Consider the following 22,421-nt stretch of genomic DNA (forward strand, 5'->3'; position numbering starts at 1 on the left):
TTCAAGATGCCTCTCACAATGAAGAGACATTGACAATCTTTTCTTCTATTTTACAGCATATTCTTTCCCGCGTTCAGATGATTTTGTTGTGAAAGGAAATTGTCTATTATTTTTGGACAAAAAAAGGACACGGATAACTGGAGAATCCGTGCCAAAAGTGTATTCATTATAAAAAGGGGGTCAATTACTTTATTAATCATAACCGATAAGTTTTACACAACTGTTACAGCGGAATTAAAACCCAGTAACGTTATGTGAAACTCATATGACAACCCTTTTTATTTTAAGGTTTTCAGCGTTTCCTGGAGCTCTTCGACATAATGCTGTACGCTCTGTGCCGCAATGCTTCCGTCACCTGTAGCCGTTACGATTTGGCGCAATGATTTTTCGCGAATGTCTCCGGCTGCGAAAATCCCTTCAACCTTTGTTTCCATTCGGTCATTAGTTTCGATGTAGCCTTCTTCATTTGTGATGCCAAGGTTTTCAAACGGTTTAGACAGAGGAAGCATACCGATATAAATGAATACGCCGTCTGTTGTGAATTCACTTTCTTCACCAGTTACCGTATCCACAAGCGTCACTTTGCCGACTTTGCCGTTTTCCTCATGAATTTCCTTCACGGTTTTATTCCATAAGAAATCTACTTTTTCATTATCAAACGCTCTCGCTTGGAGAATGCTTTGCGCACGGAGTTTGTCACGTCTGTGAACAATCGTTACTTTTGAAGCGAAACGTGTTAAGTACACGCCTTCTTCAACCGCTGAGTCTCCTCCACCGACAACAACCAACTCTTTGCCTTTAAAGAAAGCGCCGTCACATACTGCACAATACGAAACACCGCGGCCGCCCAATTCTTTTTCGCCAGGCACGCCGATTTTTTTATACTCTGCACCTGCGGCAATGATAACAGCACGTGCTTTATATTCTTTTGAACCGGCTTTCACAACTTTGTACTCTTTGCCGTCCACAATTTCTTTAATATCGCCATAAGCGTATTCCGCGCCGAATTTCTTCGCGTGTTCAAACATTTTGTTGGAAAGCTCAGGTCCGAGGATGCTTTCGAAACCTGGATAGTTCTCAACATCTTCCGTGTTTGCCATTTGGCCGCCCGGAATTCCTCTTTCAATCATTAATGTCGATAAGTTTGCTCTAGATGTGTATACAGCGGCCGTCATCCCAGCGGGACCCGCGCCGATAATAATCACGTCATATATTTTTTCTTCTGACACACTCATTCACTCCTTAAAACGTCTTTTCGAGTTGGGCTCTTCCTTATATGATAAGAATCCCCATCAAACGTATTCCTTACCCATATCCTATAAAATCTCATGGTGATACGCCATTTTTTTGCTCATTTTTTTCAAAACGCGATTAAATATATTTCAAAAGGGTATGTATGTTAATAAAGAAAGAGCCTTCTGTCCATAGAAGGCCCTTGTCTTATTTATTATTGAACAACACGTCTTACAACGCCTTTAAATGCTTTTTTCCAGTACACGTTGTTCATAGAGTCAACAGATACACCATGAGATGTATTGTCGTTAAGGAACGTACCGTTTCCTAAGTAGATTCCAACGTGACCATTTGTTTTGTATGTGTCAAAGAAAACTAAGTCTCCGCGTTTCATGTCTGACGCGCTTACAGCTTGTCCTCTTCCAACTAAAGTATCAGTCGTTGTTCCGCCGACAGGTCCAAGGTTGACACCTGCAGAAGCGTAAGCCCAGCGAACGAATGATGAGCAGTCAAAAATACGGTTGTTGATATCAGACTGAGAGCGTCCGCCGCCAAACTTGTACGGAGATTGTCCGACAATGCTTGAACCAACGCTGATCGCGCCTTCAATTCCGCCTGAGTTGCTGATGACAGTGCCGCCTGAGTTATTGCTTGAGCTGCTGCTCTTCTTAGAAGATGAGCCGTTAGACGAACTGTTAGATGAACCTTTAGAAGAGTTGTCTGAAGAATCATCATCAGATGAGCTTGCTTTTGCTGTTTCAGTTGTAGCCGATTGGCTGTCATCTGTTTGTGTTTCATCAGATGCTTTTTGTGCTTCTTCCTGCTTTTTGATCAGGGCAGCCGCAGCTTCTTGTTGTTTTTTGATACGCGCTTGTTCTTCTTCAGTATCTGCTTTTTGGTTTGCAAGGTCAGCTGCTTCTGATTTTAATTCAGAAATCGCGTCAGCTGTTTTCTTCTGGCTGTCCTTTGCTTCGTCGAAAAGCTTGTCTTTTTCATCAAGCTGTTTATCAAGATCTTTTTGCATTGTTTCTAATTTAGCCAGTGCAGCTTGTACTTCTTTCAGCTTATCATTCAGATCTGCTTCAGAGTCTTCAAGCTTCGCTTTATCCTGCTCTTGCTGCTTGATTAAATCTTTGTCTGCATCAACAATAGATGAAACCGCAGTCGCACGTGAGATAAAATCACCAAAGCTCGTTGATCCTAAAAGGACATCTATGTATCCTTGAGATCCGCCGCTTTCCTGTAAAGAACGAACGCGTTTTTTCAGGATTTCGTTGCGTTTTTCGATGCGTGCTTCTGTTTCTTTAATCTCTTTTTTCAGTTTTTTGATTTCTTCTTTTGTTTTATCGTTTTCTTCTTTTTTATCATCAATTTTGTTGCTTGTATCGAGCGCCTTAGCGTTAATGTCTTTCAGTTCTTTTTCAATCTTTGATTGGTTTTCCTGAAGCTCAGTTAATTCTTTTTCCTTCGCTTCAATGCTGGAAGCAACCTCAGATTGCTTGCTTTCGATTTTTTGTTTCTTTTCATCTAATGTTTCCGCCGATGCAGTTTTACTTGTAAATGGGATCAAAAAACTGCTTGTCCCGATGACGGAAGCCAAACCAAGTGTCAATAAACTCTTTCTCACTTTTTATATCCTCCCTTTTACTGTGAACCTGTTCTCATTTGGAATTGTATTTTGAACATCAAGTTTCGTTCCTCATACTCTACGAGGAATGATGATTGTTTATGGTTAATTATTCTGTGCATCTCTTAATCTGGGTGTATAGCGTTTATTTCACATCATATGTAAAAAACACTAATTCCTTATGTACGAGAATCATTATACCATCAAGTTTCGACAAATTAGCGATAAATTTTATTACATTTGTGTTTCAAACAGATGTCAGGTTGCACATCATTTGTCATTTTTCTTAAATTGATAAAAAACCTGTCGATATTACTTTCTTAATATACTTCTTAGAATAAAAAGAGAGTTGATTCTGCGAATCAACTCTCAATCAATATACTATTCTAAAATATCATCAATATATTTCATATATTTCGTCAAAGTAGCCGGAGAGATGCCAAATTGGGCTGCCGTATCTTTTTTGGTGTCATGTTTGCCATGGGCTTCTTTCCAAATATAGTAGATAGCCGCAGCCCATCCGCTCACATTTTTCAGCGGCCCCGCTGCGCGGATTTGCTGTATCACATGGAATACCCAGCAGCTCATGACTTCTGTTTTCATCTCATCTTGTTCTACTTCTTCCAGCAATTTAACCGTTTGATAAGCGAAAAGCGCATCCTCTGACACATCTGCTGCTGCGGAATCTCCGTTTAAGAGCAGCTTAACAAAATGGTTTTCAAAAGGAGCGGTGATGCGCTTCGAGCGTATCACGGCTTCAAGATGCTCCGTTTCACCCTTGGTGCTGCTGATATAATAGGCCGCCAATCGCTGTTCTACTGACGAAGGAAGTACTTCCCGCCGCTCAATCCATGGAGCCGGACGGTCTGCTCCTGGATATTGCGACTCGACTTTTCTCCATACCGTTTCGGCAAATTCTTTATGGCCCGTAAAGTAAGCAGAGCACGAGAGCCAATAGTAGAATGTGTCGTCTCCTTCAAAACCGCTTTTATATAGTGATCTGAGCCATTTGTACCCGATATCATACCGGCCGACAAGCGACAGAGTGGCACCCAGTTTATAGCGCTGTTCAAATAACATCGGATATACATTTGAAAGCTGATCACTCAGCTCTGCCACCTTTTCATCTTCTCTTTCATAATAGTAGAAAACGAGAAGATTACATAATGCGTGAAGATTTCCTTCATTATTATTTAGCACTTGATAAGCCGTTTGTTTCGCTTTCACAACATTGCCGGAATAAAAGTGGGCAAGGGCGAGATTATTATAAGCGGACCAAAGCTCAGGATATTCGTGTGTGATTTCCTCAAGGGCTGCAACGGCTTCAGCAAGCTGACCGCTTTCAAGCAAGGACTTCGCCCGGTCCTGTTTAATAAGCAATTCATCCTGATCATATAAAGAATCCTCAGGCCCGCCGTCTCCTAAATCAAGCAGTTCTAGCAGACTATCATTCTCTTCGGAAAATTCACCGTCCGGATCAGCGTCTGAATAAGCAGCAGCTTCTTTATAAGCTTCCTGAAAGAGTCCCAGATGGGCAAAGTTATTTGCTTTAAAATAATGGCATTCCGGCATTTCCGTCTCAAGATTCGCCAAAATATAATCAAGCAAATCGTTTGATTCCTGGTATTGCCCCATCTCAGAATAAATGACCGCAAGCTGCGAAAGCATCTCTGAATCCTTCGGCTCCAAATGAACCGCGCGCTGGATCAGCTTGCTTGCCCGCTTCAGATTGCGTTCTTTATACGCTTTCAAACCTTTATGAAAAAAATAATGTCCATCTTGAAGCAGCTGGACAATTTGTGCGTGATTTTTATGTTCAGAAGTGTGTTTTCCCACAACTACCCTCCGTTTTATACAATATTACCGTCAGTAGTATACCATAAATCGTAAGCCCCTCAATAGTTCAAAAGGAAGGATTGGGAAAATCCCTCCTCTTTTTTTACTGGCTGAATCGACCAGAATTTACCCGGCTTTGTTTTCTAAATCCGCATTCATTTTAAGCTGCTGTTCAGCAAAATCTCTGTAAAGGTCATGGGAAGCCATTAATTCATGGTGCGTGCCCCGTCCCGTAATTTCCCCTTTTTCAACAAATAATAGCTGATCTGCATCTACAACAGTCGATAAGCGGTGAGCGATGACAATTGTTGTCCGGCCTTCCATCAGCACCTCAAGTGCCTGCTGCACTGATTTTTCAGATTGGCTGTCGAGGCTGGAAGTGGCTTCATCAAGCATCAGGATGCTCGGATCACGGAGAAGTGCCCTGGCAATCGCAATTCTTTGTCTCTGTCCGCCCGACAGCATAATGCCGCGTTCGCCCACTTGAGTATCAAGCTGATTCGGCAGCTCCAGTATAAAATTAAGAGCGTATGCCATCTCCGCTGCTTTTTCGATTTCGGCATCCGTTACCTCACGTTCCAGCCCATAACAAATATTGTCTCTGATCGTCCCCGACATTAACGGACTTTCCTGTGACACGTAGCCGATATGCTGACGCCACGATTCGAGCGAATACGTATCCACCGGCTCGTCTCCCAATCGAATGGTCCCTTCAGTCGGAGAATAGAAACGTTCAAGCAGTTTAAACAGCGTGGTTTTCCCGCCGCCGCTCGGCCCAACAATTGCTGTTACTTTTCCCGCTTCAATCACGGCGCTGATATCCTTCAAGATCATCTGCCCAGGCTTATAGCCAAAGGACACTTGATCAAGCCGGATAGGCAGATGTGCGTTGTCAATTTGGTTTCCTGTGACGGTATCTTCCTCTTCCTCTGCCAAAATCTCAATCATCCGTTCCGTTGCACCGATTGATTTTTGCAGCTGTGTGAAGAACGTTGTAATCTGGCCCATCGGCATAATGATTTGAAACAAATATAAAATAAAAGCCACGAGTGCTCCGGCAGTCAATTCGCCTGATGACACCTGCATACCGCCGTATCCAATAACAGCCACGAGTGCGGCCATTAATACGAGAGAAATAAGCGGCCCGACAAGCGATTGCACCTTCGCTTCACGAACCCCCAGCTGGAATAATGAAGAAATCCCCAGCTTTCCGCGTTTGTATTCGACTTCCTCTGCATTTGAAGCCTTCACAAGCCTGATTTCCGGAAGTATTTGATTGAGCAACCCTGTAAAACGTGCGGTTTCATCTTGAGTTTCCCGAGAAATGGAGAACATCTTCTGGCCGATCGGCACTAAAATCAGCGCAGCTAATGGAACAACAACTAAAACAAGCAGCGTCAGCTTCCAGTTCATAATGAATAAGATGGTGAGTGATCCAATGACCGAAATGATGCCTGTTATAAATCCGCTGATATGGCTGGTGATCAGCTCTTTTACCACCATCGTATCATTCGTGACCCGGCTGACAGTTTCACCGGAAGCGTTAGTATCGAAATAAGATACAGGAAGCTTAATTAATTTCTTCCATAATAAATCCCTTAACCCAGAGATGATTTTTTGCCCGCTATAGTTTAGCGCGTATGTAGCGTAGGCGCTTAAAGCGGCCTGAATAAGAAATACGAGCGCGATCAGCCCGATTTGCGTGCCGGACAGCGCTGACATAGAAAAACCGTCGACAAGCTGTTTCGTTAATAAAGGAATCAGCAGGCTGACCAGTGTTGTCACAATACTGAGAATCAGCGCAAAAGCGAGCTTTCCATAGGATGGGTTTGTCTGTTTCACTAATGCAAAAAAGGCTTTGAATTTTCTTTTAGGTTGCTGTGTTGACATAGTATTTTTCCTCCTGTTTCAATCCCTTTACGCGGTCAGCAAGGTTGAACGGAATATAATAGGATTATTTTTACTCTATCTAAATCATAACAATGGAGAGAGACTTTTTCAGTATATTTTTCTTGTACACTTAAAATAAAAATCCCCTATTCATGACTCGAATAGGAGACGTTTCATATTATAGATCCTTTTCAGGCTTCTTTTTTCGATACGTTAAGGTAACCTCTTGCTGCCTCAGGTCTTCAATGATCATCTTGAACCGGTCAACCTTTGCAGTATGCTCTTCTTTTATCGTTTGAAGTGCAGTTTTCTGCTTTTCGCTTTTCGATTCAAGCTCTTCTTTTATTTTTTTGACAATCATTCCTTTTTGCCCTTTGATTTCTTCTTTTAATGCAGACTCAAATTTTTTAGTCAGGCTGAGAATGTCGTTGATGGGTTTATTGAGACTGCCTGCTTTCCCCTTCATTTCGTCATGGGTTAGAAACATATAGGTGGTTGATACAACTTCTGTTTCACTTTCTGAAAATAAGGAAGTCACTCTGTCTATTCCTCCTAAGGCTGAAAATCGAATAGCTGTGAGATCATTTCTTCTTTTTCAAATAGCTTTTCGATGCTCTCGCGGATATTTTTGATAAAATTCTTTTTTTCCGATGTCTGTTTTTTTAGTTCTGCAACAATTCCGTCATTAGCAGGGAGAGCACCTGTATGGAACGATTCATGAACTGATATTTTCTCTAATTTATCGAATGCGTGACTGAAACCGGCCGCAAGCCGGAATTGAAGATCGAAGGCATATTGCGAAGGGTTTTCTTCCATATGTTGAATCGACGTGATGATTGCCTGTTTTTTGTCTATAAACTCTTCATCGATTTCCTGACGGAATACCTTTTGGTACGCGGAAATCGCATCTTCCATATCTTCAACGATCTTCATGCCGTTTTGATAGATTCTGACAGCGGAAGAGATATTGACTTTAATCTTTTCTCCCGAGCCGCCCTTCCCTGTAAAGTAAATATCGGAGCCTTTATAGCTGAAGCCTTTTTCCTTTGATAACGCGTTCAGCATTTGAACGATGCTGTGGCCGTCGACGATGAGTTTTAATGCGTCTTTTGTTTCTTTGTTTAGTGTTTCAAAAGAAGAAATCATTGATTTTACATACTCCACTATTTCACCAACGTCTTTTAAAGCTTGCGTAAATTGACCATGCTTTAAATGATCAATGAAATGTTCGTATCGTGATTCTATACCTCTCATACTCGCATTAAGATTAGATAACTCTTTTTTGATGACTTTTTTCTGTGTATCATCTATATAACCATTTTCAGCAAGCTGATCTACAATAGGCCCGCTGTTTCCCAACAGGGTATGAAGAAAACCTAAAAAGGCTGGCAGCTGCTCTTTAATTCGGCCATACATTTGCTTAACATCATCAAAATTTTCATAAACAACACTTGCTTTCGCTAAAACGCCGTCTGTATGCTTTACTTTTTCTATCAATTCTATGTCTATCCCGCTTGCAGCCTTTACAAAACCGTTCAAGCCATCTTTTTCATAGTCATCCTTATATTTTTGAAGGAATTCTTGAATCGCTCTCACGTCTTCATCAGGGACCCCATCCATAATATTTCTGATGCCTTTTACACTTGTGTTTGTATCCGCCATCTTCACATCACCGAATGTAATGAAATCCGCCTTGCCGCTCGCACCGTACAGCGGGTCATCCTTTGAGATGCGCTGGGTGATGTTTGCTGTTACGCCTTTGTCTTCATAATATTTTTGGATTTCTTTTTTTAACTTTTCTGGTGGGACAGAATCAATATCTTCGTATTTATAACTAAATTTCCTAATAACATATCTATATAAACTTTCATCAGTTTCAAGTAATTGATCGATATTGACTTGAGCCCCATTTACACCATAAACTTCATCATATTCTCCATTAATCAATTGCACCATTACTTGGTTATTATTAGCAAGGGAATGTCCTAAAGCGAATGTTTTTAAATCCTCAGAGTCACCTGCTGTTTTCTTTGCTTTTTTAGTAAACTCCTTTGTAGCCTCATACTGACTATGATCGATTCCTAAAAAGAGACCAAAAAAGTTATACGACCAATCCTTATTATCAGCACTGCCTTCTGAAATAATATGAAGCTGATCGATATGTTTTTTCTTATCTATTATATGGATTGCCGTCCCATCGTAACCTGATTCTCTGGTCGAACTTTCTATACTTGTATTCTGGTTTACAAGTTCACTGGAGGTATATATTTTAATTTTTGTATTCTCCGGAACATCGTGGTGGGTTTCCTCTTTATAAATTCTCCGTACATCTGCTTCGAAATCCGCTTTGGCTTCCTTAACTTCACTTGCATTGATTGAGGCAAACTTTTGTTTATAGTCATATTCTAAATCAATTAGCCGTAACTTTACGTTCTCATTCTCAAATACATTTTTATTTTCCATCTTATTTCTCCTTTTTATCTATTAAAAAGGTGATAGAATTAATTAATTTCTCTACTTTATTCTTAGCCTTTTCTTCATCTAAGGAGCATGGTTGATTTTCATTTTTGCATCCGAAAGTAAAGGCGTATTCTACTCCTAAGTTATCTTCTTCTATAGATTTCACATACCCGAAGTAACTGTATGAATCATTATATTTTCTATCAATATCGTCAAAGATGTCTTTTTTCTTAGCAAAGTAGATATCCGTTTTCTTTTTGCTACTTTTTTTGTATTCACCTTTATAATCATTTTTTCCACTAACAATATCTAGCATTGTCTCAGGTTCATTCACAAAACTTTCTTCTTTGTAATATGTTACATGGCCATCAAACATTACATTGGTGTCTTTATCATAACTATTAAATCCAATACTTTCTTTGTTTTCCCCAGTTAAAGATGACCTTCTTGATAGATATTTCGCATCCTCCGGAAACAACATCCTAAATCCTTTCAACTTAGACTCAAGCAAATAGTACCCAGGCTCCTCTTCCTTCGTTGACACCATGTATTCTCTCGTTTTCTCGTCCTGAAACGCCGGAACTTGCGGCAGGTCTTTTGGATCCATGTCTTTTGGTTTTACGGCTTCAGTTTTATTTTCATTGTTTTTGCTGTTTTTTTCATTGTCGTTCATACTGCATCCTCCTGTCAGGGCAAGTAATAAGCTGAAGCAAATAAAGATAATCTTTTTCATTACGAACCTCCAAGGGTTTTGTGAGATCATTCTATTTTTCAAAAGTAATACTATTGACCCGGTTGCGGGGTGATTATATTATCCTTTTCCATGTTACATCATGGCGGAATTTGGATAAATAGGAAATCAGACTTGGTTTTGACCTTCTTTTATCAATTCGGAATGTGAAACACCTATTACATTACTAAATACCCATTACATTTTTCTTACAACAAAAAAGAGCCGTTATCCATAGGCTCTTTTCATTTACTATTCAGAATGGCGTTTTCTCAGCACTTCCAGCACATCATCTAGTGGCAATGCTTGTTCTCTGAGCAGGACAAGGAGGTGATACAGCAGGTCTGCCGCTTCCCATTTCAGTTCCTCGTGATCACGGTTTTTGGCGGCGATGATGACTTCTGATGCTTCTTCACCGACTTTTTTCAAAATTTTATCGACGCCTTCGTCGAAAAGGTAAGTGGTGTAAGCTCCTTCAGGCATTTCCGCTTGGCGTTCTGCGATGACGCGCTCCAGCTCGCTTAAGATGTCAAATCGGCCGGAAGTTTGTTCTTCTGTCTGTTCCTTTGTAAAACAGCTGTAGCTGCCTGTGTGGCATGCCGGACCGGACGGCTCTACAAGCACGACCAGTGCATCTTGGTCGCAGTCATATCGGATGCCCTTGACGGCTTGCGTATTCCCCGATGTTTCTCCCTTGTGCCATAGCTCTTGCCGCGAGCGGCTGTAAAACCACGTTTCTTTCGTTTCCAGTGTTTTTTCGTACGATTCCCTGTTCATATATGCAAGTGTCAGCACTTCTTTGCTTGCCGCGTCCTGGACGATGGCGGGGATTAATCCGTCTTCGTTAAAACGCAGTTCATCTGCCTGTTTCATCTCACATTCACCCCGTGCTCTTTCAAATATGATTTCACTTCTTTAATTGATGTTTCTTTATAATGAAAAATGGAGGCAGCCAGCGCGGCGTCCGCTTCCCCTTTTGTAAAAGCCTCGAGCATATGCTGCACGTTTCCTGCTCCCCCTGAAGCGATGACAGGAACCGGAACAGCTTCTGACACGAGCTTTGTCAGCCTGTGGTCAAAACCCTTTTTCTCCCCATCTGAGTCCATGCTGGTCAGGAGAATTTCTCCGGCGCCGCGTTTGACAGCTTCCTTCGCCCATGCTGTAACTTCCCAATCCGTTTTCTTTCTGCCGCCATGCGTGTAAACCTTATACGTGTCAGACTCTTCGTCGTACTTGGCGTCTATGGCGAGTACGATACATTGAGAGCCGAAAAACTCCGCGCCTTCGGTAATCAGCTCGGGACGGAGAACAGCTGCCGTGTTTACAGAAACTTTGTCCGCGCCGGCACGCAGAATCGTTTTCATATCGCTAAGCTGATTGATGCCGCCTCCGACTGTAAACGGAATCGCAAGCTTTGCAGCAACCTGCTCTACGACGTCAACCATCGTTTTGCGGCCTTCATGCGAGGCAGAAATATCAAGAAACACCAGTTCATCCGCGCCTTCCTGATCGTATACTTCCGCCAGCTCGACAGGGTCGCCGGCATCCTTCAGCTCAAGAAATTGAATCCCTTTGACAACGCGCCCTTCTTTCACATCAAGACATGGGATAATCCGTTTTGTTATCATTTCCCCTTCATCCTTTCAAGCGCCTCGCCAAGTGTAAACTGGTTGGTATACAGTGCTTTTCCGATAATGGCTCCAGAAACCCCATTCGCATGATAACGGGCAAGAGCTTCAAGATCCGCAACAGAGCTGACTCCGCCAGAGGCGATGACAGATTTTCCGGTTTCCTTTGCGAGTTCCACTGTGCTTTCGATATTGGGGCCTGACAGCATCCCGTCTGTCGCGATATCAGTAAAAATAAAAACTTCTGCGCCTTCGTTGGCGAGCTCTTTGCCGAGTTCAGCCGCCTTAAGACTTGATGTTTCCAGCCACCCTTCTGTTGAAACAAAGCCGTTTCTTGCGTCCAGCCCGATGGCTATCCTTTCGCCATACTCTTTCAGCATTTTTTTTACAAACGGCGGATCAGAAACAGCAGAGCTTCCCAGGATCACGCGATCGACTCCTGCCGATAAGTAATCGTAGACGTCGCTTTCCGAACGAATGCCGCCGCCGATTTCGACTTTCAGATTGAGCTTTTGTACAATTTCGATGACATGACGGTCATTTACTTTTTTTCCTTCCTTCGCGCCGTCAAGATCAACAAGATGAATCCATTCAGCACCCTCACTCGCAAATAAAGAGGCCATGTCGAACGGTGAATCACCGTATACAGTTTCCTTGCTGTAATCACCTTGAACGAGGCGTACGCATTTGCCGTTTCTCATATCAATGGCCGGGTATAATGTAAAAGCACTCATTTTTTCACCTTCTGTTCTGCTGCCATTTTTGTGAATTGGATTAAGATAGACATTCCGACCGTGCTGCTTTTTTCCGGGTGAAATTGGGCGCCGAAGATGTTCTCTTTTCCGACAACCGCAGGCACCCGCACACCGTACTCGGCGCTTGCCAAAAGCGCGCCGTCATCCATTCCGTCAATATAAAAGGAATGGACAAAATAAGCGTAGCCTTCCTCCACTCCTGCCAGCAGCGGAGATTCGTTATGAAAGGAAAGGCGGTTCCATCCCATATGCGGAACCTTCAGCTTGTTTCCCTCCTGATCTTCCGGCTTCAGCCTGACCGCTTTTCCCTTTAACAAACCGAGGCCTGCAGCGGTTCCATGCTCTTCGCTCTCATCAAACAATAGCTGCATGCCAAGGCAGATCCCAAAAAGCAGTCTCCCCTCTGATACCATATCGTGAATGAATTGATCGAGTTTGGCGTTGCGCAAATTGTCCATCGCATCCCCAAATGATCCGACTCCCGGCAAAATGAAAGCATCGGCTTTCCTCAGCTCCTCTGGCATGCCAGAAACAAAGTATGGCACGCCGACACGCTCCAGCGCCTTTGAGACGCTGTATAAATTGCCCATTCCGTAATCTATCACACCGATCATTTACAGCATCCCTTTCGTTGACGGAATCCCTTTGACACGCGGGTCAATCGTTGTCGCTTCATCAAGCGCGCGTCCTAATGCTTTAAAAACAGCTTCTATCATATGGTGCGTATTTGTGCCGTAATGAACGATCACGTGCAAGTTCATCCGTGCTTCAAGCGCCAGCTTCCATAAAAATTCATGTACAAGCTCAGTATCGAAAGTTCCGACTTTCGCTGCCGGAAAGTTAGCACGCATTTCCAAGTGCGGCCGATTGCTTAAATCAACCACCACCTGAGCAAGCGCCTCATCCATCGAAACAAACGCTGATCCGTAGCGTTTAATTCCTTTTTTATCGCCTAAGGCTTCAAGCAGCGCCTGACCTAAGCAAATGCTGATATCTTCAGTTGTATGGTGATCATCTATATCAACATCGCCTTTCGCGTTAATGGAAAGATCAAATTGTCCGTGTTTCGTGAATAAATCCAGCATGTGTGTCATAAATGGCACGTCTGTTTTGATATCCGCTTGTCCCTCGCCGTCTATTGCGAATGCCAGCTCAATATCTGTTTCGTTTGTTTTTCTGGCGCGTTCCGCTTTTCTCATTTTGAATTCCTCCATTCTCTCGCTTCGATTGATCTCGCATGCGCTTCTAATCCTTCCAGTCTGGCAAAGGCCGCAATGCTATCCGCATGTTCTTCAAAGGCTGATTGGCTATATGAAATAATGCTCGATTTCTTTTGAAAATCCGTGACGTTTAATGGGCTTGAAAATCTGGCCGTTCCATTTGTCGGGAGCACATGGTTCGGTCCGGCAAAATAATCTCCGACCGGTTCAGGGCTGTATCGGCCTAAGAAAATCGCACCTGCGTGCTTGATATTGCCAAGCAAAGCTTCGGGAGACTGTGTGATGATTTCTAAATGCTCCGGGGCGAGCGTGTTGACTGTATTGACCGCTTCATCTATCGTTTCAGCCACATAAATAGATCCATAATCTCTCACTGAAGCTTCCGCAATATCTCTGCGCGGCAAGGTTTTAAGCTGCTCGTTCACCTCGGCTGAAACGGCCTCAGCCAGCGGCATGGAATCTGTGACAAGCACACATGAGCTGAGCATGTCGTGTTCCGCTTGTGACAGCAGGTCGGCGGCAATTTCCCGCGGGATAGCTGTTTCATCAGCCAGGACGACGATTTCACTCGGTCCGGCAATCATATCAATATCGACATCACCGAACACCTCTCGTTTGGCAAGCGCGACATAAATATTTCCCGGGCCTGTGATTTTATCCACCGGCTCAATGGTTTCTGTTCCGTACGCCAGCGCCGCAATTGCCTGAGCCCCTCCCATTTTGTATATATCTTTGATGCCCAGCTCGGCAGCTGCAGCTAAGACTCCCGGAGACAGCCGTCCGTCTTTTCCCGGAGGTGTGACAAGAACAATTCTTTCCACGCCCGCTGTAAGCGCCGGAATGACATTCATCAAAACAGATGACGGATATGCGGCAGTTCCGCCCGGCACATAAACGCCGGCAGAATCAAGTGCAGTCACTTTCTGTCCCAGCATTGTGCCATCCTTTCTGTGATAAAACCAGGAAGACTGAAGCTGCCTTTCGTGATATTCAGTAATGTTTTTGATCGCCTGCCTGATCACCTGCAGCAGCTGGGGATCCAGCAAGCTGTATGCTTCTTCAATTTCTTCTGTTGTGACCAATGCGCTGTCGAGCTTGATGCCGTCAAACTTGGCCGTGTAGTCACGAACGGCCTGATCACCGTTTGCTTTTACATGTTCAATAATGGATCGGACCGCTTTTCTTTGTTCTTCCGTTCCGGCATCAATTGACCGCTTGAGAGAAAGCCGGTCCGCGCCGCTGATCGTTTTGATTTTCATTTTGCCGTTTCTCCTTCCACAACAAGAGATAAACGGGATGCCACTTCGTCGATGACATCGTCCTTCATGCGATAGCTTACTGGGTTGACGATAAAGCGGGAGGTGATATCACAAATATGCTCTGTTTCAACGAGTCCGTTTTCTTTGAGCGTCTGTCCTGTAGATACGATGTCGACTATTCTGTCCGCAAGCCCGATAAGAGGTGCCAACTCGATAGAGCCGTTCAGTTTAATAATCTCGACTTGCTCTCCCTGCTCCCTAAAATAACTGGAAGCCACATTCGGATACTTTGTGGCGATTCTCGGCGCGACGCCGCTCCAGTTTGTATCGGAAAGTCCGGCAACCGCCAGATGGCATTTGCTGATTTTCAAATCCAGCACCTCATATACATCGCGTTCCTCCTCCAGCATGACATCCTTCCCCGCAATTCCGACGTCTGCCACACCGTGCTCCACATATGTGGTGACATCCATCGGCTTTGCTAAAATGAAGCGGAGATTTTCCTCCGGCACGTCGATGATCAGCTTTCTGGAATCCTCAAACTCTTCCGGCAGCTTGTATCCCGCCTGCCGCAGCAGCCCTGCTGCTTCTTCAAATATTCGCCCCTTTGGCATTGCCATTGTGAGTAACTTACCCATTTTGCTCTTCCTTTCTGGCACCGATAAAATAGGTGACATTCGCAAATGATTTTGTCATCTGATCAATATTTTCAATCCCCAGTAAATCCTGAAGAACAACTTTTTTACCTTTCAAACGCTCTTCATTCGCAAAAGCGATGGCCTGCACCCGCTGTTCTTTGCTGAAAATGACAGCATCCATTTCACAAGGTTCGTCTTTCATATGGAGCGCTTCAATCATCCGGTCAATCCGAAGCCCAAAACCCGTCGCCGGCGCCGGTGAATTAAAATGTCCAAGAAGCTTGTTATAACGGCCGCCGCTGCCAATCACAAAGCCTACATTATCCGCGTACACTTCAAATAAAATCCCAGTGTAGTAGCTCATATGGCTGACCATATTCAGATCAAGACGGACATTTTCCGTACATCCGTAGTCCTCAAGAATCTCCCACAGCGCCTTCAGTTCATCAACCACACTTTTTCCTTGCGCTGAATCGACGATTTCTTCAGCACGTCCGCATACTTCTATGCTCCCTCGCAATTCGAGAAGCTCAAGCAATCTGTTTTTATCAATGGAGGAAAGCGGAAGAGATTTGACGTGCTCTCTGTAGCCGACATAATTCTTTTCATATAAAAACCTCCGCAGTACGTCCGCTCGTTCAACATTCCCGAGCACCTCGACAAACAGGGCATCTGCAATGCCTGCGTGGCCGATTGCAATTTTAAATGAAGTCAAGCCGGCATTTTTTAACGCACCGACTACTAAGGCAATGACCTCTGCGTCCGCACTTGTCGTGCCATCACCGATCAATTCCACTCCAACCTGCTCAAACTCGGCAGGACGTCCGCCCTCGCGTTCCTGAGCTCTGAACACATTTGCCGCATAGCCGACTCTGAGGGGATGATCATGTTTCAGCAGCTTTGATGCCGCCACCCTTGCGATCGGCCCTGTCATATCCGGGCGAAGCACCAGTGTCTTTCCATCCTGATCCAGAAGCTTAAACAGCTGCTGCTCTTCAATTGCTGACTGCACACCAACCGTATCGTAAAACTCCAGCGTCGGTGTTTCCATAAATTGATAGCCCCATTTATCTATCATATCGGTTAACGATTGCCTCACCTTTTTTTTTGTTTCATATAAACCGGGCAGTGTATCTCTCATGCCGTGCGGTTTTTCAAACATAAACATCAACCCGAGCACCTCCGTAATCGTTTGAAGGAAAATTCCGAATCCTTTAGTTCGCTAATATGATAATATGTTAGCAGATGAAAGAATGGAAATCAATGCTTAACTTTCGCACGAATCTTTTTCGTTCAGAAATCCTCCTCCTAAATATGAAAAAGTCATGAATAAATGATGAAAGGTAGGTCATATCTCAAATTCTTGATGTTTGGCATGCTATAATACAAATCAAATAGAGAACAAGGAGTTAAAGATGAAAACACTGCGAACATTATGTGTACTGATCATACTTTCTGCTGTCATTTTCTTCGGCATCAAAATATATGCAAAAGATATAGATATTTCGTTTTTCAAAATTGATTTAGGTGCAACGAAGAATGAATCTGAAACAGCTGCAAACAAAGAGAAGAAACTGAAAGGAAGCGCTGAGCCGATGGACGTCACGCTTTTCAATCAGATGGATGCCCCAAAGCTCTATAATGGCTGTGAGGTGACGAGCCTTGCAATGGTGCTGAACTATGCGGGATACAACGTGACAAAGAATACACTGGCAAACCAGATCGCAACAGTGCCTTTGACATACAGCAGCGGATTAAAAGGTGATCCGAATGATGGATTTGTCGGTGATATGGCGAACGGCCCGGGGCTAGGTGTCTATCACGGCCCGATCTATCAGCTCGCTAAAACCTATGCGGGAGACAGCGTTTCTGATCTGACAGGAAAAAGCATCTCTGCTGTTTATGAGCAGCTTGAGAAAGGCAACCCGGTTTGGGTTATCACGACAGCCAACTTTACGCCGGTTGACAACATGCAGACATGGAAAACGCCAAACGGAACGATCGATATCACGTACAGCGAACACAGTGTCGCCGTCACGGGTTATGATGAAAATTACGTGTATGTGAATGACCCTTATGGCTATAAAAACAGAAAAACAGACCGGACCAGCTTCGAAAAAGCGTGGGTGCAAATGGGCAGCCAAGCCATCGTCGTTCAAAAGTAAAGCTGCCCGCTTTCACAAGCTTTTCTTATGCTCTCTCCTGAGCAAATACGCCAATATTCATGCTTGATGTTTAAATCAGGTAACAATGGCGCATTTTCCATTTTCCATCCAAATTTGTCTTTACTTTCAGGCTGGCTATTTTTATGATTAAAACAGATTCAGCCTTGCCCCGATCTATGTGAGAGAAGCCGGTGCAAGATGCTGACGCTTCTCTTACAAAACTAAAGATATCCGGGGAGGATTTTATCATTGAAAAAAATCGTGTCTATCCTATTTATGTTCAGTTTGGTTATGGGCTTCAGCCAGTTTCAGACATCAACTGCTTTTGCAGCTGACAAAGTGGTTCATGAAACAATTATCGTGCCAAAAAATACAACATATGACGGGAAGGGACAGCGGTTTGTAGCAGGAAAAGAATTGGGTGACGGAAGCCAATCCGAAAATCAAAAGCCTGTTTTTCGTGTGGAAGACGGAGCAACTCTGAAAAATGTAGTGCTCGGAGCTCCTGCTGCTGATGGCGTGCACACTTATGGAAACGTTAACATTCAGAATGTGACGTGGGAAGATGTTGGTGAGGACGCGTTAACTGTGAAGAAGGAAGGAAAAGTAACCATTGACGGCGGTTCTGCCCAAAAAGCTTCTGATAAAATCTTTCAAATCAATAAAGCCAGCACGTTTACAGTGAAAAACTTCACTGCGGATAACGGCGGAAAGTTTATTAGACAGCTGGGCGGGTCGACCTTCCATACCGATGTCATTATCGACAGATGCACCATCACAAACATGAAGGAAGCGATTTTCCGTACGGACAGTAAAACGAGCACTGTCACCATGACGAACACAAGATACTCCAACGTCGGCAAGAAATGGATCGGCGTTCAGCACGTAACGGAAAAAAACAATACTCAATTTTAATATACAGAAAAAGCCCGCGCTATTTATTCAGCGGGCTTTTTATTCTTTCCTGCATTTCTTCCCTTGTGTATATGATTTTCATCGGATTTCCGCCGACAAATGCTCCGGCTGGCACATCCTTATGGACAAGCGTTCCGGCGGACACGACTGCGCCATTCCCTATTTCTACGCCTGGCAGAATGGTCGTGTTGGCTCCGATCATCACTTCGTCTCCGATCAGGACTTTACCGGTTCGATACTCCTGAATTAAATACTCATGGGCCAAAATGGTCGTATTGTATCCGATAATTGAATTCGTTCCGACTGAGATCTTTTCCGGAAACATAATATCGGGCATCACCATGAGGGCAAAGGATGTCTGCTTCCCGACCTTCATCCTCAAAAATGTACGGTACAGCCAGTTTTTCATCCCTATAAACGGTGTGTATCTCGCGATTTGAATAATCATGAAATTCTTCACTACCTTCAAAAAAGGCACCGTTTGATAGACATGCCACAGTGAGTTAGCACCTGATACCGGATGCCGGTCTGTTTTTCTCACAGATTACTTCACTCCAACGATTTGTAATAGATCACTCATTTTCTCAAGCATATAGTCAGGCTCATGTTTCGCCAGCGCTTCCGGGCCTTTAATCGTCCAAGCGACCCCGGCTGTTTTTGTGCCGGCGTTTTTACCCGCCAGAATATCATGATAGTTGTCGCCGACCATGATGGCTTCCGCAGGCTCGCTTCCCAGCTGTTTCAGCGCCAGCAGAACAGGCTCGGGATCAGGCTTTGCCATCGTGATGTCATCAAGTGTAACAACGGTTTCGAAAAATTCGCCGATGCCCGTCAGCTTAAGGCCCATATTGACAGTATCTCTTAATTTTGTTGTCACAATTCCTAATGTAAAGCCTGCTTTTTTTAGTTCATCCAGCGTTTCATAAACCGTTTCATATTCGGTGACAAGTGTGTCATGCATCTGGTGATTGTATGTTCTGTACATGCTGATCATATCTTCAGTTTTCTCAGCATCCATTGAAGAAAACGTTTCAAAAAGAGACGGGCCGATAAACGCAAGCACATCTTCACGTTTATAGCGGCTCGGGTAATAATGCTCCAGCGTATGCAAAAATGACGCGATAATTAATTCATTCGTATTAATAAGGGTCCCGTCTAAATCAAACAGAATTGTCGTAACTTGTTTATCAGTCATACTGCTTCCTTTCCAACCGCTGAGGGTTTCCATTTTTTCCACGTATACGATATAGCCATTGTCAGCAGCACAGCCGTAGTGACCCGGATCAGCAAAAGCGGCCAAACTGGAATGCCAAGCGGAATAAAGACAAGTGTATCTTCAACGACGGCATGGCAGGCAACGAGAAAAATAAAGGCCAGTGTCATGTCGCGCCTGCCAACGCCGTCATCTTCGACTGCCTTAATCATGACACCCGCTCCGTAGGCCAGACCGATTGTCAAGCCGGCAACCATTGTCATCGAGGTATTTTTATTCATGCCGAGCATCTGCGTAAACGGAGACAGCCACTTCGAAAACGTGTGCAGCCAGCCTAAGTCTCGCATAAATTGAATGATGATCATCAGCGGGATCACAATTGCCGCCAGCTGCAAAACGCCAAGACCGGCTTTCATGAAAGCCTCGGCCAGCATCGCCAGCCAGCCGTCAGGCGCATCACTCTTTGCAGCGATAAAACCGTACTGCGCCGTTTCCTGCCCGCCATGCCAGATGAGATTAATGACGATTGCAGAAGCAGCTGCCAAACCAATGCGCACTGCCAATATGATGCCAATCCTGATCCCGACCTTTGCTGCGACTGTCGATTCGATAATCAAGTTATGACAGAATGAAAGCATCACCGCTAAGATAAAAACTTCCTTCACGGATAAATCCAGTGTCAATATCCCGGCAATCCCCGCGTACAGATTCAGCATATTCCCAAGAACAAGCGGGATCGCCGCTTCACCGGAAAGCCCGAACAGGCCCATCACCGGTGTAATCAGCCGTACCAGCCAATCCATGACAGGCGTATGCTGAAGCAAAGTGACCACCAGCGTTACCGGAAAAATGACTTTGCCGAGTGTCCATGTTGTTTGAAGACCTGCCGCAATACCGGCCAGAAAAATCTTCTTCATCCCTCATCCCCCTTTGTTACCGTCTACTCTGCGTAACGCTTCGCCGAGTACCCCTTGACGCGTCTGAAGATGATGGCTGCTACAGCCAAAACAATCAATACGATTGAGATCACCTGAGCGATGCGAAGCGAACTCGTCAGCATTAAGCTGTCAGTCCGCATTCCTTCAATAAAGAGCCTTCCGATTGAATACCAAATGATATAGGTTAAAAACAGCTCGCCTCTCCGCAAATTCGCTCTGCGCAAAAGCAGCAACATCATAACGCCGACAAAGCTCCATAGTGATTCATATAAAAAAGTAGGATGATAATATTGGCCGTTGATGTACATTTGATTGATGATAAACTCAGGCAGGTGCAGGTTTTCTAAAAAGGCTCTGCTGACCGCCTCCCCGTGTGCCTCTTGATTGACAAAGTTTCCCCAGCGGCCGATCGCCTGACCGAGCAAAATGCTTGGCGCCGCGATATCCGCAAGCTTCCAGAAAGAAATGTTTTTCACTCTCGAAAAGACATAGCCTGTCAAAATGGCACCGATTAAGCCGCCGTGAATCGCGATGCCGCCCTTCCAGATTTTTATGATTTCACCCGGATGTTCGGCATAATAATCCCATTCAAATGCAACGTAATAAATCCGTGCGCAAATAATCGCGATTGGGATCGCAAAAAGGACGAGATCGATAAAAATATCTTTCTGCAGTCCTCGTTTCTCACTTTCTCTCATGGCAATCCAAAGCCCCAGCAAAGCACCGAGGCCGATAATGATTCCGTACCAATGGACGGCTAACGGCCCCAGCTGAAACGCTATCGGATTGAGTGGTTCTATCGCTTCATTCATTTATTGCCAACTCCTATTCGTCTTGTTCACCGTCTTCAATGACATCCGCCAGCTTGTTGGTAAATTGCTCAGCGGCGTTTAAGCCCATCCGCTTCAATCTGAAGTTCATAGCAGCCACTTCAATAATGACCGCGAGATTTCGTCCCGGACGGACAGGTATCGTGAGTTTTGTAATTTCTGTATCAATGATTTTCATTGTTTCTTCTTCGAGTCCAAGACGGTCGTATTGCTTGCCCTGCTCCCAGAGTTCAAGATTCATCACAATAGTAATTCGTTTATTGCTTCTGACCGCACCGGCACCAAACAGCGTCATGACGTTTATAATGCCGAGCCCTCTAATTTCAAGCAGATGCTCAATGAGCTCAGGGGCGTTTCCGACAAGGGTATCCTGATCCTCCTGCCGAATTTCAACACAATCATCAGCAACAAGGCGGTGGCCTCTTTTCACAAGCTCCAACGCGGTTTCACTTTTTCCGACGCCGCTTTTCCCTGTGATCAGCACTCCGACGCCATATATATCTACAAGCACACCGTGAATGGCTGTGGTTGGCGCAAGTCTGCTTTCTAGGAAGTTGGTCAATCGGCTTGACAGTCTGGTCGTTTTCAAAGGCGATCTGAGGACAGGCACGCCGTTTTTCTCGGAAGCGTCAATGAGCTCCTGCGGGATAGGCATATCTCTAGACAGAATAATAGCTGGTGTTACATCCGTGCATAGAGAGTCCATTCGCTGCTTTTTATCCTCTTCCGGCAGCTGTTCAAAGAAAGAGAGCTCTGTTTTCCCCAGAAGCTGCACGCGCTCCCTGGGGTAATATGTAAAGTATCCGGCAATTTCAATGCCTGGTCTTGATAAATCGCTCATCGTAATCGGGCGGTTAATTCCTTCTTCTCCGCTGATTAATTCCAAATGAAACTGTTCCATTACATCTTTTGTCCGAACCTTTGCCACGATATGTTCCTCCTGTTCCGGGATAACCCGAGCTTGCTCAACAATAATTTCATTTTATCACTTTCGGGCTTGAACCTAAAACAGATTTTATAAAAGATTGGCAAACGTGTCAGCTGGTCTAGATCACTAGTCTGAAAAAGAGTAAAATAAACGTAT

The 22,421-nt window shown here is 44.3% G+C and carries 22 protein-coding genes; 2 read left to right on the forward strand and 20 right to left on the reverse strand.

Features of this window, described 5'->3' with window-relative positions; genetic code table 11:
* Positions 1-278: 278 nt before the first annotated feature.
* The 15 genes from trxB to UJ203_RS11255 form a co-directional block, all read right to left on the reverse strand.
* Positions 279-1,229: a thioredoxin-disulfide reductase gene (gene trxB / locus UJ203_RS11185; RefSeq protein ID WP_044159317.1), complete on the reverse strand. Its 951-nt coding sequence runs from the start codon at positions 1,227-1,229 to the stop codon at positions 279-281.
* A 218-nt stretch (positions 1,230-1,447) separates the two neighbouring features.
* The gene (gene cwlO / locus UJ203_RS11190) at positions 1,448-2,860 is read right to left on the reverse strand and encodes a peptidoglycan DL-endopeptidase CwlO (protein WP_322010781.1); all 1,413 of its coding nucleotides are present in this window, start codon (positions 2,858-2,860) and stop codon (positions 1,448-1,450) included.
* Between the two features lie 381 nt (positions 2,861-3,241).
* Positions 3,242-4,696 carry a tetratricopeptide repeat protein gene (locus tag UJ203_RS11195; RefSeq protein WP_322010783.1) on the reverse strand — a complete coding sequence of 485 codons (1,455 nt, stop codon included), beginning with the start codon at positions 4,694-4,696 and terminating at the stop codon, positions 3,242-3,244.
* A gap of 126 nt (positions 4,697-4,822) precedes the next feature.
* Complete coding sequence (locus UJ203_RS11200) at positions 4,823-6,586, reverse strand: ABC transporter ATP-binding protein (RefSeq protein ID WP_227598865.1); 1,764 nt, start codon at positions 6,584-6,586, stop codon at positions 4,823-4,825.
* Between the two features lie 178 nt (positions 6,587-6,764).
* On the reverse strand, positions 6,765-7,124 hold the full coding sequence (locus tag UJ203_RS11205) for a hypothetical protein (protein WP_044159330.1): 360 nt from the start codon (positions 7,122-7,124) through the stop codon (positions 6,765-6,767).
* A gap of 14 nt (positions 7,125-7,138) precedes the next feature.
* Positions 7,139-9,049 carry a DUF6792 domain-containing protein gene (locus tag UJ203_RS11210; RefSeq protein ID WP_322010787.1) on the reverse strand — a complete coding sequence of 637 codons (1,911 nt, stop codon included), beginning with the start codon at positions 9,047-9,049 and terminating at the stop codon, positions 7,139-7,141.
* Position 9,050: 1 nt separating this feature from the next.
* Complete coding sequence (locus UJ203_RS11215) at positions 9,051-9,779, reverse strand: lipoprotein YvcA (RefSeq protein WP_322010789.1); 729 nt, start codon at positions 9,777-9,779, stop codon at positions 9,051-9,053.
* A 249-nt stretch (positions 9,780-10,028) separates the two neighbouring features.
* Positions 10,029-10,649, reverse strand: coding sequence for a bifunctional phosphoribosyl-AMP cyclohydrolase/phosphoribosyl-ATP diphosphatase HisIE (gene hisIE, locus UJ203_RS11220; RefSeq protein WP_105953987.1), 621 nt, complete (start codon positions 10,647-10,649; stop codon positions 10,029-10,031).
* Positions 10,646-11,404, reverse strand: a complete 759-nt coding sequence (hisF, locus tag UJ203_RS11225) for an imidazole glycerol phosphate synthase subunit HisF (RefSeq protein ID WP_305934996.1) — start codon at positions 11,402-11,404, stop codon at positions 10,646-10,648. Before hisF ends, hisIE begins: the two co-directional genes overlap by 4 nt.
* A complete protein-coding gene (hisA, locus tag UJ203_RS11230) occupies positions 11,401-12,138 on the reverse strand; it encodes a 1-(5-phosphoribosyl)-5-[(5-phosphoribosylamino)methylideneamino]imidazole-4-carboxamide isomerase (protein WP_229149404.1) in 738 nt (245 codons plus the stop codon). The genes hisF and hisA overlap by 4 nt, the downstream gene beginning before the upstream one ends.
* Positions 12,135-12,773 carry an imidazole glycerol phosphate synthase subunit HisH gene (hisH, locus tag UJ203_RS11235; RefSeq protein ID WP_202852905.1) on the reverse strand — a complete coding sequence of 213 codons (639 nt, stop codon included), beginning with the start codon at positions 12,771-12,773 and terminating at the stop codon, positions 12,135-12,137. Before hisH ends, hisA begins: the two co-directional genes overlap by 4 nt.
* The gene (hisB, locus tag UJ203_RS11240; RefSeq protein WP_322010799.1) at positions 12,774-13,358 is read right to left on the reverse strand and encodes an imidazoleglycerol-phosphate dehydratase HisB; all 585 of its coding nucleotides are present in this window, start codon (positions 13,356-13,358) and stop codon (positions 12,774-12,776) included.
* Entirely contained in the window at positions 13,355-14,638 is a 1,284-nt protein-coding gene (hisD, locus tag UJ203_RS11245) for a histidinol dehydrogenase (RefSeq protein WP_322010801.1), read from the reverse strand. Before hisD ends, hisB begins: the two co-directional genes overlap by 4 nt.
* Complete coding sequence (gene hisG / locus UJ203_RS11250; RefSeq protein WP_322010803.1) at positions 14,635-15,276, reverse strand: ATP phosphoribosyltransferase; 642 nt, start codon at positions 15,274-15,276, stop codon at positions 14,635-14,637. The genes hisD and hisG overlap by 4 nt, the downstream gene beginning before the upstream one ends.
* A complete protein-coding gene (locus UJ203_RS11255) occupies positions 15,269-16,444 on the reverse strand; it encodes an ATP phosphoribosyltransferase regulatory subunit (protein WP_105990914.1) in 1,176 nt (391 codons plus the stop codon). Before UJ203_RS11255 ends, hisG begins: the two co-directional genes overlap by 8 nt.
* Before the next feature lie 247 nt (positions 16,445-16,691).
* Between UJ203_RS11255 and UJ203_RS11260 the strand changes: the two genes are divergently transcribed.
* Both UJ203_RS11260 and pelC read left to right on the forward strand, forming a co-directional pair.
* Complete coding sequence (locus UJ203_RS11260; RefSeq protein ID WP_322010806.1) at positions 16,692-17,441, forward strand: C39 family peptidase; 750 nt, start codon at positions 16,692-16,694, stop codon at positions 17,439-17,441.
* 249 nt (positions 17,442-17,690) lie between these two features.
* The gene (pelC, locus tag UJ203_RS11265; protein ID WP_010332018.1) at positions 17,691-18,356 is read left to right on the forward strand and encodes a pectate/pectin lyase PelC; all 666 of its coding nucleotides are present in this window, start codon (positions 17,691-17,693) and stop codon (positions 18,354-18,356) included.
* A gap of 19 nt (positions 18,357-18,375) precedes the next feature.
* Here pelC and UJ203_RS11270 read toward each other — a convergent pair whose 3' ends face one another.
* The 5 genes from UJ203_RS11270 to hprK are packed head-to-tail and all read right to left on the reverse strand — an operon-like array spanning position 18,376 to position 22,265.
* Positions 18,376-18,897, reverse strand: coding sequence for an acyltransferase (locus UJ203_RS11270; RefSeq protein WP_069486864.1), 522 nt, complete (start codon positions 18,895-18,897; stop codon positions 18,376-18,378).
* Between the two features lie 3 nt (positions 18,898-18,900).
* Entirely contained in the window at positions 18,901-19,551 is a 651-nt protein-coding gene (gene ppaX / locus UJ203_RS11275; RefSeq protein ID WP_322010812.1) for a pyrophosphatase PpaX, read from the reverse strand.
* Complete coding sequence (locus tag UJ203_RS11280) at positions 19,548-20,486, reverse strand: nucleoside recognition domain-containing protein (RefSeq protein ID WP_322010814.1); 939 nt, start codon at positions 20,484-20,486, stop codon at positions 19,548-19,550. Before UJ203_RS11280 ends, ppaX begins: the two co-directional genes overlap by 4 nt.
* 23 nt (positions 20,487-20,509) lie before the next feature.
* Positions 20,510-21,319, reverse strand: a complete 810-nt coding sequence (gene lgt, locus UJ203_RS11285; protein WP_105953995.1) for a prolipoprotein diacylglyceryl transferase — start codon at positions 21,317-21,319, stop codon at positions 20,510-20,512.
* 13 nt (positions 21,320-21,332) lie between these two features.
* Positions 21,333-22,265, reverse strand: a complete 933-nt coding sequence (hprK, locus tag UJ203_RS11290) for an HPr(Ser) kinase/phosphatase (protein WP_010332023.1) — start codon at positions 22,263-22,265, stop codon at positions 21,333-21,335.
* Positions 22,266-22,421: the final 156 nt, after the last annotated feature.

The sequence above is a fragment of the Bacillus sp. V26 genome, assembly GCF_034296245.1.
GTDB classification, from domain to species: domain Bacteria; phylum Bacillota; class Bacilli; order Bacillales; family Bacillaceae; genus Bacillus; species Bacillus halotolerans.